At 52.7% G+C, this 10,930-nt stretch carries 12 protein-coding genes; 5 read left to right on the top strand and 7 right to left on the bottom strand.

All coding sequences use genetic code 11. The features are described from left to right. Positions 1 to 623 (top strand): tetratricopeptide repeat protein (locus ACR0J8_RS23410; protein ID WP_480892643.1); only part of this gene is annotated, 623 nt, incomplete at its 5' end. Positions 624 to 867: 244 nt separating this feature from the next. Here ACR0J8_RS23410 and ACR0J8_RS23405 read toward each other — a convergent pair. Continuing rightward, positions 868 to 1,062 carry a DUF1059 domain-containing protein gene (locus ACR0J8_RS23405; RefSeq protein WP_170352236.1) on the bottom strand — a complete coding sequence of 65 codons (195 nt, stop codon included), beginning with the start codon at positions 1,060 to 1,062 and terminating at the stop codon, positions 868 to 870. Positions 1,063 to 1,093: 31 nt separating this feature from the next. Next, positions 1,094 to 1,504 (bottom strand): GFA family protein, encoded by a 411-nt coding sequence (locus ACR0J8_RS23400; protein ID WP_170527591.1) that lies wholly within the window; start codon positions 1,502 to 1,504, stop codon positions 1,094 to 1,096. Between the two features lie 183 nt (positions 1,505 to 1,687). Here ACR0J8_RS23400 and ACR0J8_RS23395 point away from each other — a divergent pair, with 183 nt between their 5' ends. Next, positions 1,688 to 2,560, top strand: coding sequence for a LysR family transcriptional regulator (locus tag ACR0J8_RS23395; RefSeq protein WP_480892640.1), 873 nt, complete (start codon positions 1,688 to 1,690; stop codon positions 2,558 to 2,560). Positions 2,561 to 2,616: 56 nt separating this feature from the next. Here the strand turns inward: ACR0J8_RS23395 and ACR0J8_RS23390 are convergent, their stop codons facing one another. The 3 genes from ACR0J8_RS23390 to ACR0J8_RS23380 all read right to left on the bottom strand — a co-directional run bounded on the left by ACR0J8_RS23390 (position 2,617) and on the right by ACR0J8_RS23380 (position 6,511). Next, the gene (locus tag ACR0J8_RS23390; RefSeq protein WP_170594474.1) at positions 2,617 to 3,012 is read right to left on the bottom strand and encodes a rhodanese-like domain-containing protein; all 396 of its coding nucleotides are present in this window, start codon (positions 3,010 to 3,012) and stop codon (positions 2,617 to 2,619) included. A 186-nt stretch (positions 3,013 to 3,198) separates the two neighbouring features. Next, the gene (locus ACR0J8_RS23385; RefSeq protein ID WP_480892637.1) at positions 3,199 to 4,845 is read right to left on the bottom strand and encodes a hypothetical protein; all 1,647 of its coding nucleotides are present in this window, start codon (positions 4,843 to 4,845) and stop codon (positions 3,199 to 3,201) included. Positions 4,846 to 5,230: 385 nt separating this feature from the next. Then, on the bottom strand, positions 5,231 to 6,511 hold the full coding sequence (locus ACR0J8_RS23380; RefSeq protein ID WP_170352231.1) for a tetratricopeptide repeat protein: 1,281 nt from the start codon (positions 6,509 to 6,511) through the stop codon (positions 5,231 to 5,233). A 266-nt stretch (positions 6,512 to 6,777) separates the two neighbouring features. On the opposite strand from ACR0J8_RS23380, the gene ACR0J8_RS23375 reads away from it, so the two are divergent. From ACR0J8_RS23375 to ACR0J8_RS23365, 3 genes are all read left to right on the top strand, one after another. Continuing rightward, on the top strand, positions 6,778 to 7,698 hold the full coding sequence (locus tag ACR0J8_RS23375; protein ID WP_480892633.1) for a sulfurtransferase: 921 nt from the start codon (positions 6,778 to 6,780) through the stop codon (positions 7,696 to 7,698). Between the two features lie 62 nt (positions 7,699 to 7,760). Next, the gene (locus tag ACR0J8_RS23370) at positions 7,761 to 8,552 is read left to right on the top strand and encodes a class I SAM-dependent methyltransferase (RefSeq protein ID WP_480892630.1); all 792 of its coding nucleotides are present in this window, start codon (positions 7,761 to 7,763) and stop codon (positions 8,550 to 8,552) included. A 126-nt stretch (positions 8,553 to 8,678) separates the two neighbouring features. Then, positions 8,679 to 9,128, top strand: a complete 450-nt coding sequence (locus ACR0J8_RS23365; protein ID WP_170352228.1) for a MaoC family dehydratase — start codon at positions 8,679 to 8,681, stop codon at positions 9,126 to 9,128. Between the two features lie 163 nt (positions 9,129 to 9,291). Here the strand turns inward: ACR0J8_RS23365 and ACR0J8_RS23360 are convergent, their stop codons facing one another. Continuing rightward, positions 9,292 to 10,179 (bottom strand): LysR family transcriptional regulator, encoded by an 888-nt coding sequence (locus tag ACR0J8_RS23360; RefSeq protein WP_480892627.1) that lies wholly within the window; start codon positions 10,177 to 10,179, stop codon positions 9,292 to 9,294. 445 nt (positions 10,180 to 10,624) lie between these two features. Further along, positions 10,625 to 10,822, bottom strand: coding sequence for a hypothetical protein (locus ACR0J8_RS23355; protein WP_480892624.1), 198 nt, complete (start codon positions 10,820 to 10,822; stop codon positions 10,625 to 10,627). Positions 10,823 to 10,930 lie beyond the last annotated feature (108 nt).

Raw genomic sequence — 10,930 nt, 5'->3', positions numbered from 1 at the left:
ATTGTACTTTGGGATTCATTTGCACTGTCGAAGCACGACATGGATTTGTTGCTGACCGGCGTGCCGCGCTAGCGGAGGCTCGTGACTGCGCTCAGCGGGCTCTGGAAATAGACAGCTACAACCCAGAGGCTCACGCTATTGCGGGTTTTGCGGATGCAATCGATGGCAAGCTGGTTTTGGCTATCGAGAAGTTCAACGAGGCACTAGCGCTGAATCCAAACCACGCTGACGTGGCTGCCAGACTGTCAATCACCCTAGCTTTCAATGGCCAGGCAAATGAAGCGATCCAAGTCGCACAACAAGCCATTACCCTGAACCCTCACTATCCAGGTTGGTACGCAGGCGTTCTGGGTTTAGCCCTTCGACTCGACGGTCAATACGAGGAAGCCAAGAAAGCATTCACCGAATATGGTCAAAGGGTTGAAGGCTTTGGTCACCTCGACCTCGTAATCGTCCATGTAGAGACGGAGAACCTTGAGGCCGCTCGCGATGAAGCACGGAATGTGATGAAATACCGCCCTCAGTTTTCCATATCGGACTGGGCGAATACTCAACTTTTCTCTGACAGAAAAAGGCTGGAGAAAGACTGTGCGTCTTTGCGACTAGCCGGTTTGCCTGAATAGAAGCAGGGTTTCGCTGTAGCAGGATGGTTTGTGATGGAAACCAATCTCACACGTTTCCGATTTGGGTTCGTGATGGCCTTGCGCTTCTAGGCGCCTTGGCGGTAGGCCGCAGCCCAAACCGGATACTCACAAATGGGCCTAGCAATTTCCCAGCTGCGGAGGAAAGCTGCCCTTCGCGGTTAAACAAACCAAGTTGATAATTTTGGCCGATTACCCGTAGGAACTTGAAGCTTAATTTATTTGATCACGCGGGCTTTATCAGTGTTTCCAGATATTCTCGAGTGTCGGCATCCCAAGAGCTGGGGTCTTCTCCATGGGCAACCACCGCGTGGAGCTCCATGAGTTTCCATACTTCATCTTTGGTCGCTGCGATCACTTTGCCTGGGCAGGCCTCCATGCCCTCGCAATCCTTGCAGGCATATGAATAAACAGTGTTCATCGCTTTCTCCTCAGTTCGCTCGGAAAGTTGATTAAAACTCGGGAAACGTCGGCAGCCCGTCGTCGAGTTTTATCCATGGCTGCTGATGTGATACGAACACGTGGGCCTTGGGCTGCGCAATCGACGGGTCGTCCAACGTCACAGCAGAAAACCAAGCGTCAGCGCTCCAGTCTTGGCCCTCAACTTCATTTAGGGCGGCATAGGTCAACGTCGTTCCACAGTCCCGACAAAACCCGCGGCGAATACCCGGAGTTTTCTCAATGTGTTGGATTTCGCCTTTGATAACGGCGAAGTCTTCGGCGGCTACCTTAGTCCAAGTTGCAAAGGCGCCACCAAGAGCCATTTGACATGAACGGCAATGGCAATGTCCCGACCAGACAGGTGGTGTCGCGATCTGGTAACGAACAGCACCACAGTAACATCCACCTTGAAGTTTTTCCATCGTATTAAGATCTCCTGGCATGCGGCTAGGTTGACATCGGTACTAAAGCATCCGCTCCAATACTTCTTAATATCTGAGCAGATTTCACTGTTAATAGTGTCAAGAATGTCGATATCATGCGACTCAAATAGTCTAACCAAACGTTAGAAAATCTACAGTATGGATTGGTTGCACCTTCCCCCGATGAACGCTTTGCGCGCTTTCTCAGCAGTTGCGGAAGCAGGGAGTTACACCGTGGCGGCTGAACGCTTGAACGTAACCCAAGCGGCTGTCAGCCAACAGGTGAAATCGTTGGAAAGACATTTGGGTGTAGCTCTCGTTTCCAGGCGTGGGCGCAGCATTGAATTGACAGAGCCAGGCATCATTCTTGCGCGTGAACTGGGTATCGGCTTTGAAATTATTGGAAGGGGTGTCGAACGACTGGCAGAACACACAGCGCAGCGCCCCGTTCAAGTGACCATGTCACCAGCATTCGCAGTGGAGTGGCTATTGCCGAGAATGGCAGAGTTTCAACAACAACATCCAGAGATCACTTTGATGCTAAACCCAACTTCGGAACTGGTTCAGATAAGACCAGGCGGCATCGATGTCGCCATTCGGTATCACGACAGACGCATGCCGAGAAAAGAGGAGGATACTGTTCTTGTCTCCGACATGGTCGTGATCGGAGCACCTTCACTTGTGGAAGGCCAAGATCTGCGTGACCCGGCCACTCTGACAAAGCTGCCTTGGTTGCAGGAACTAGGCACCAACGAGGCGGCCGACTGGTTCACCTATCATGGGGTCGTACCTCCCGAGCCATTGACCATAAATCACATGCCTGGGAACCTGATCATGACTGCGGTTCGCCGGGGTGACGGTATCACGTATTCTGCCAGAGCTTTTTTCGAGGACGATCTGTCATCTGGTCGGATGATTGAGTTGTTCTCTGAGCCTCTCTTCGGCGTCTACTACATCCAGACTCAAGCAGAATTTCAGCGCCCAGAGGCTAAGGTGTTCGTCAACTGGCTTAAATCTCAGTCGCAAGTCGTATCGAGACACAACTCTGGAAGCTGAGACGTATCTATTTACCCCTCTGCTCTGTTTGCTCAACACCGTTGGTTTCGCCTTTTTTAAGGCTGCTTTGTAGAGGAGCCCGCTGCGATCAGAGCCGCCATCCCTCCATCGATGAACTGCACGTTTTGAAAACCCATCGCAGTCAATACATTTGCCGCTGCCGCGCCTCGGTAACTAGGAGCGCCGCCACAGGTGGTGAAAATTCGCCTTCCACGATCCTGTAACTCTTGAGATCTGTATTCACTTTCAAGGTCTGCCATCCAAGCGACGGCGCGACCAGGAGCCGGAATTGCTCTGGGGCTGATACCTGTGGCCGCCATTTCAGCGCTATCCCTCACGTCCACCACAAGTGCGTTGGGGTCTTCGATCAGTACTGCCAGCGCGTCAGTTGCTGAAATCGGATTTGCTTTGGATATTTCCTGAGCTTCCATTTGTGCGAATGTTAAGACCATGTTGCCCCCCGACTGCAAATCTTACGCAATGCTACCATGCGGTTGATTTACCGCAAAACGGCATCCAAGCGATGCTTGGCAGTCTTGTGGTCGCCCAGACGGTTGCCATCAACGAAGTTAAACGAGTCCCGGTCTAAGGCAGAAGCGGGCCTCGCAAATAGCCCGGCCATTGCTGTTGATCAGTGATTACTCGGCGGCCAAAGCCTTCTGCCTGCAATAACACGATGCCTTGATCGGCACCTCGGCGCGGGCAGTGGCCTTGTCCAGTTGTAGCTTGATGTGGGCGGCTTCGACCGTTTCACCGCGCCTGGTGAGACATTCGTGCAGGCCATGCAGGCTCCAGACGTTACCCGGATGCTGACAGGCCCGACTAAGCGTTGCATCCAGGCCAAGGTCTGCACGGTAAACAGCTTCGGCTTCCTCCATCTGGCCCTGTTCAAGAAGAAGAGCACCCAGCGCATGACGGGTGGGTTGCATCCAGCCCCAGGGCTCGTCGTATGGCAAGTTGTCGTCGATCTCGACTGACTTTCGCAGATGGTCAAAGGCCGTCTCATACTCTCCTGCGTGATAGGCCAGCTCACCCAGCATCATTTGCTCAGCGACCTTCAGAATGTCCTGGCATGTGTTGTTGAACAGCATTCGGGTCTCAGGAACTCTGGCCAGAGCATCATAGAACATGGCTTTTTCACTCTCGGCTTCGGCGACCCTGTGTAGGTTGGCCAAGGCAACCGTCCTTGCGTACCGCATCATGGCAATGGTCACGCTGTAAAGCTCTTCATCCTCTGGCAGATCCTGATTGAGAATATCCTGCCAGCGACCAAACCTGATCAGCACATGTTGCTTCATTGGTATGAAGCCTTCAAACCAGTCCGCCATCGGCCGAAGAGTGTCTGACGGCAAGGTGTCGATCAGCTCATCGGCGGCTTCGATTGCTGCCGATGGTTGCCCCAAGAACATCGCACCGTATATTTTAAAGTGATAGTTGTGGCACCGATAGACGGAATAGAAATTGTCAGGGCCTTCGCGCTTCAGAAACTTGCGATCTGCCAATATGGCTTTGTGATTGCGCAGTACCACGTTCATGTAGTCTCCGCACAACACGTCGATATGGGTCGGCATGTGCAACAAATGCCCGGCCTCGGGCACCAGCGTGCTGAGCACATCGCCGTGACGCAGGGCCCGTTCGGGGTGGGGCGACATTTCCATCATGTGAATGTACATGTGCAATAGTCCTGCGTGCTCCCATGCTCCGTAAAGTGTATCGAACGCATTTTCGAGCACGGATATTGCCTCGAGCGTATCGGCCCCTTCGGCGGGCTTTCCGGTCGGCAAATCCCAAAGCTGCCAAGGTGTCCGGTTCATGAGCGACTCGGCCAGAATCGCAGACACGTCCAGGTCCTGATCGAATTCGGAGTGAACCTTTCGCATCGCATCAGCGAAGGCATCATTCCACGGGCTGAAATCCTCAATATCCGATGAGGATGGATAACGCGCTGGAATGGCATCGATTAGCGCGCGTTCAACAGGCGTCAGCCGGTCCTTTAACGACGCAGCAGCCTGGATTGACGCTTTCGCCAAGGCGATACAGTCAGGCTTCTCGTCTTCTTCGAATGTTTCCCAGGGCTTGTTGTAGTTCGGCCCAACACAATACGCGATGCCCCAGTGCGCCATTGCGCAATTTGGATCCGCAGCCACGGCATTCTGAAAGCAAACAATCGCTTCTTCGTGGTTGTACGCGTAAGTCCAAGCCAAACCACGATCAAACCAAAGCTGGGCTTCGTCCGACGAGGTTGTGATCTTTCGGCTGTAGCTACCGAGATCATAGTATTCCATCACAATAACCCCCAAATTAAAGGTAGGAGATTACCACAATGGGTTGTTTCTCGATACTAGCGACATCAAAGCCGATCCAAGGCATAGACCAGTCTTATTTGAGTTCCATTAGATCGAAGCACTCTTCTTGGCGACTGATCAGCTTGTTGGCCGCGTGAGTGACGCGCCGTCCAATCCCTCCACAGTAGCCCACCGACAAGACCACAAACACCGCTCGCACAATCCTAAGACGGGCTTTTGAGAAAGCTGATGTTAGCAGTCAGATTGGTCTTTTCCGCCAACTATCACTTTTGGGGCTTGGTGACGTCGTGCGACAGCCTCCGTTCTAAGTGGCGTTGAAAACGTGTAATTTGCGCTCATTGCGGGCGTCAAAAATGCGGGCACCCTATCCTTCTAGCGTGGCAACTGCATGGTCGTGAGAGGTATGCGGTCGATGCATGTTGAGAATGCGTCGAGCTTCATTCGATTGTCCTGAAATTGCCAGAGCATGCGCCAATGAAAACTCAATAATGTCGCGTTGCGCCCGGCTACCACCAAGGCGTTCGTGCTCAGACATGACCCTGACGAATTTCTCAATCGCTTCATCCGCATTTCCATCCGCCAACGCACGGAATGCGCCTGCGACCGAAGCAACGGTGGGGCCTGCGGGTCCCTTTGCGCCGTCAATGGTTGTTTCCAGACGCTCTCTGTTTCCAGCCATCGCATGCGCAAGAGCAGCGTGAACATCCGCAAAAGCCAAGCCAGGTGAAGGAAAGAACTGAACAGCATAGTCGCTGAGTTGTTGCCAACGCTCCTGAGGAATTTGCTCGCCAGTCAAAAAGGCGCGGTGAACAATTGCCACACTATCAGTCAAAACGTTCAGTGGTGGCGCAGGAGGTCGGTCGGGGGAAACATAATCATCGAACAGCTTCCACATACCTGCCACATCGCCGCTCTCAAGCGCCCACAGAGCGACGTGCCAGCTGAGATGGCAGTGCAGATACGCTGTGAAGGGATAGTCTTGCCAGAATTCGCGCAGATAAGCGTAGCCAGCGTCCGTCTCCCCGTTCTCATAGTAGAGATGGGCCCTGACATGTGCACTGTGTGCGCTGTCTGGCTTCAACTCAAGCGCGCGCTCGATGTTTTCCGCGGCCGGGCCGATCTGTCCGGCCTCCATCTGGGCAAATGCATGCTGGCAGAGAAACCACCAGTCGTCGCCATAGTGTGGCTTCAACAGGGTTGTGTACGCAAGCTGCTCCGCCTCGCGTCCAGCCTGACCTGAAAACCCTATTAAGCCAAATACGCTGGTACATGTCTGAGCAAGCAAAATATCTCGCGGATGGTCTGTGACGTGATCTCGGATGCGCCTGTAGGCCTGCGGTGCACGCCCCTCAATGAGATCGCTGATAATGTCGATCTGGGCGGCTTCGCGCGGGCTGACGCCATGCGACAGTTCCTTTGCGACGGCTATTTCACGCTTTGCATCTTGTGCACGCCCGACAGTAACAAGGTAGCGCGCAAGCCCAACATGGGGCATGGCAAAGCTATCATCTGCCTGCATTGCAGAACGGTAAGCTTCTTCAACATCATCAAAAGCACCCAGAAATCGGTCGATGCCTTCAACGTAGGCGTCTCGCGCAGTTTGTGATGTGGTCGTTAGCGGGCTTCCGTACCGATCTTCAAGCATCCAAACCTTCCACTATCTGTACCAAACCTGTCCGTCAGTGAGCTATATGAGCATGCCTACCCATAAACGAGTCAAAGGAAATCGACGTTCCGAGGCGCCATGATTTCAGCATCCGTTTCTTTCAGAAGTCTCATTAAATCATCAACATGCCGTTTAAACCATATTTGCTATATCAAATCCCGATTTTCCAAAATTGGACTCCGAAAGCAATTTTGGGGATTATTCCATACGGCTCGACCCGCGTCCGGTTAGAGGAGAACGTAGGTATGACAACCCAAACTCGCCCGCTCATTGATACGGCTTGGTTGGCAGATAACCTGACTAACCCGAAACTACGCATCATTGATGTTCGCTGGAAGTTTAGGGAGGAAAACGGCAAGGGCGTGGCCTATGACGATAGAAGCGAGTTCCAAGCCGAGCACATTCCTGGCGCCGTGTATGTTGGCATGTCGACAGAGCTTGCAGACAGCACTCAGAACACTCCCGACATGATGCTCGGGCCAGAGGATTTTGGGAAAAGGATGCGCGAGTTGGGTGTTTCCAACGACAGTCATGTCTTGGTCTACGATGACTCCGGGCTTCCGTTGGCGTCTGCGCGTCTTTGGTGGGCACTTTCGCACTATGGCCATAAAAACGTGCAGGTCTTGGACGGCGGCTTGCAGCAATGGAAACTCGAAGGTCGACCCACTGAAACTGGCGATCCAACCGTTGAGCATGGTGACTTTGAACCAACAGTGCAGAGCAATTGGATTGCCCGCAAAGCTGATGTCTTGGATGCGATGGGTAAGCCCGAGGTCAGAATTGTGGACTTTCTACCAAACGACCTCTTCCGAGGCGACGGAGTTCACACATGGGGAGGTCGCTCGGGACATATCCCCAGTGCGGTCAACATACCGGCGATATCGAACATCGATCCGGACTTGGCACACACACCCATATCCGAACGTGCAGCTAAACTAAAGGAACGTGGGTCATTCAAGTTGGCGGATCATTCCAAGCTCCTCAAGCACTATCAGGACAAGGGAATTCAAACTGACGATGAGGTCATCGCCTATTGCGGCCGTGGCATAGCTGCTTCTTGTGGGCTCCTTGCGCTGCGCCAAATGGGGTTTGAAAAGTCCCGCCTGTATGATGGTTCATGGGCTGAGTGGAGCGCCGATGAGAGCCTGCCGGTTGAAACATCGTGAGACTACGATTTTGGGTCACTGAGGGTGGTCCGTTTTTGACGCGTTGCTAGGAGGATTTTTTGATGACGGACAATTTTCGGCTGACCAAAGAAGCTGCGCAGAAGTACAACAACCATAGTGTGCCTGCGATGTTCGGCCCATTGGCTGAAGCAACCATGGAGAAGGTTCAGCTTCGAAGCGGGACTTGTGTCATCGACATTGCATGCGGCACCGGGGCTTTGACGCGAGAGATTGCAAGGAAACTGACGGGCGAAGGGCGGGTGGTTGGCGTAGATCTGAACGAAACCATGATTGAGGTCGCGCAGTCCAATCAGCCGGATTGTCGTCATGTGCTCGAGTGGTATGCAACAGATGTAACCGAGTTACCTTTCGAAAATGCTACGTTTGACTATGCCTTCATACAACAGGGGCTTCAGTTCTTCCCCGACAAATCCGCCGCTTTGCAGGAAGTTCATAGGATCTTACGCAATGACGGTCAGCTATTTTTGACATGTTGGCGCGCAGTGTCGCCCTTCAATGGAGCGCTTGCAAAAGCTCTCGAACGGCATGTTGGAACAGATGCCGCAGTAAAAGCCAGAGCGCCTTTTTCGTTTCGAGATGGGGACCTCATTTCGAACTTGTTGGTCGATGCAGGCTTCAAGATAGCTCGTCACGAGCCATTGGTACTTGAGCGAAGATTTATTGATCTTCGCGCGCAAATCATGGCGCTGCCAATCGAAACCGATCTTAGGGATGCAGGTGCTGACGTCACCAACAAGGTCGTGGAAGAGGTTGCAGACGCCTTGTCTAGATATGAAAAAGAAGGCGTATTGCACGTACCGCAAGAAGCGCACCTATTTGTCGCCGCGGCATAGGTCAACGACCACTGACTTAGTTCTCCATTACGATCTTTGCCATGGTCGAAAGACAATGCGGCATTAGTGGCGGCCGAGCCTGGCTCCGCGTTGACGGTTGAGTCTGCATCAAACTATACTTTTGCCATGGCTAGTGGAAAATACATCGACGATTTGTCGGTTGGCGAAACCTTCGAAACCGGAGGCGTTACGCTGACCGAGGGAGCGATTATTGACTTCGCACTGGTTCATGACCCGCAGCCCTTCCACGTTAACAAAGTGGCTGCCGCAGAGTCGATTTTCGGCGGTCTCATAGCCAGTGGATTTCAGACAATAGCGCTTACTTTCAGGTTGTTCCGCGACACTGGTGTACTTACCGGCACCAATCTGGGTGGACATGGTATGGACGAGGTGCGGTGGCTGGCTCCTGTGTATTCCGGTGACACGATCAGCGTGCGCGTCACGGTTGAGGCAATTACACCATCACGTTCGAAGCCCGACCGGGGAACGGTCAAATTCCGATACCAGACATTTAACCAGAACGATGTTGAAGTTCTTAATCTGATCATGCACCACGTGATGGCATATCGGAGTTAAGGCAGTTTGCAGCGACTTGGGCGCGCCGATCAATTTGACCTCCCATTGTCTTCTCCAAGAGTATCCTGGGGCTCGTCGCATAAGGCTTCTATTCGCAATTGCGGTCTTGGCGCACATGCAAAAAAGCTTGTTCGCGTGTTCTCAATCCTTTTTGCCTAAATAACTACTTGTAGATTGCCGCATAGCGAGGTGCGAAGAACTTAACGAAGGCTCTAACCTCTGGCCGACGATAGGCTTCCGGCGAAATGAGCATTAGGTGCGGCACCGCAAGTTCAGGGATTTCGTCGAAACATCGGATAAAAGACATGTCTGTTTCAACCAGCTTGACATTGCTGATCCCAAGACCTTGCCCTGACCTGATCGCCGCATGCATTAGCTCCAGTTCAGTGAAAGACATGACGATCTGGTCCGGCTCCACGTGATTGGTCAACCATTCGTGGAATACATTTGGTACATCGTCCCGCTGAAAGGTAACAAACTGATGCCCGGCCAGATCATTAGTTGACCCCGGTAAGCCAAATTTGTCCGCGTAATTTCTGCTGCCGAACAAAGACCAGCGGGCCGTGCTGATCTTACGACAGATCAGGTCAGGATCGGGATCGGTTCTTGCAAGGCGCAAAGCAATGTCGGCCTCGCCCGCCATCAGGTCCAGCGCCCGAACGCTGGACAAAAACTCGAATGCGACATCCTGATTGTCGGCCGAAAACTCGTTTACGATTTCAATCATGCGTGCAGAGAAGTTTGCTGAGTAAGCGGTGATACGGATGGGTTGTGTCGACGTCATTTCTTTCACGCAATCGGCAAATTCAAGGACTGAAGTCTCGATTGCTTCGGCGAGGGGAACGAGGCGAAGGGCTTCTGGGGTCGGTTTGAACCCGTGCGTACCGCGCTCAAAAAGCGTCAAGCCTGTTTCTCTTTCGAGAACATCAATGCGTCGTGCAACCGTCGGTTGGGAGACCTTTAGCTTTCTGGAGGCCGCAAGCGTCGACCCTTCTCTGAAGACAGAGAGGAACACACGAATATCCGACCAATTTCGGAACCCGCTCTTCATTTTTGTAGAACAGCACAATTTTGTGCCGGATACCAGAAAAACGAGTGAACAGTTACCGTTGTTGCGACAGCGCAAGTAACTCGGAAAGGACCACGAGATGGCTTCTCATACAATGTCACCCAGCATCTGGACCGTATTTGGTGGACTATTCAGTTGGACCGAAAGAGCCTTTCCCGAAACCCGGAAGCCGAGGCCTACAGCCAACGATCTTCACGCGGAACGCGACTATATTAATGACGTGATCTGGAGTAATCCCGATGCGTTTTCGAGTGAGCTTGACGTACAGAACATGATGAATCTGTATCCAGGCAGGTTCTGACGACAATTAAGTATGGACAAAAGACTCGCAGCACCTGTTGGGGCGACTGTGACACCAATGGGGGTCTCTTGAATAGCGACTTTCATGAAGCCCGCGAGAGAACCTAGGCCGATTTACTTCGCTCAATCACCCCTTTTTGCGCACCACGACGATAAATTGGGTCATCGAAAAGAAGAAGCGTCCAGTCCTTGCAAGGCTGAGCTGCTCATCAAACCACGATTGCGCAACTGCGGGATCAACATGGTCATTTGCGACAGCGTATTGCTTCATGAGGTGCATCATCATGATTGCGAGGCCATCAGGCTTCAACTGGTGATCTGTCATTGTGAACGACAAGACATTGGACCTGTCCCATTTTTGTGCCGCCCCAAGTGCTCGTTTAGGCCACTTTCCGTTCGAATGCGACCGGACTTTTCCAACCCAATGCTGAGT

It is taken from the genome of Ruegeria sp. N11 (assembly GCF_056531525.1).
This window is presented reverse-complemented; position numbering and strand designations above follow the sequence as displayed.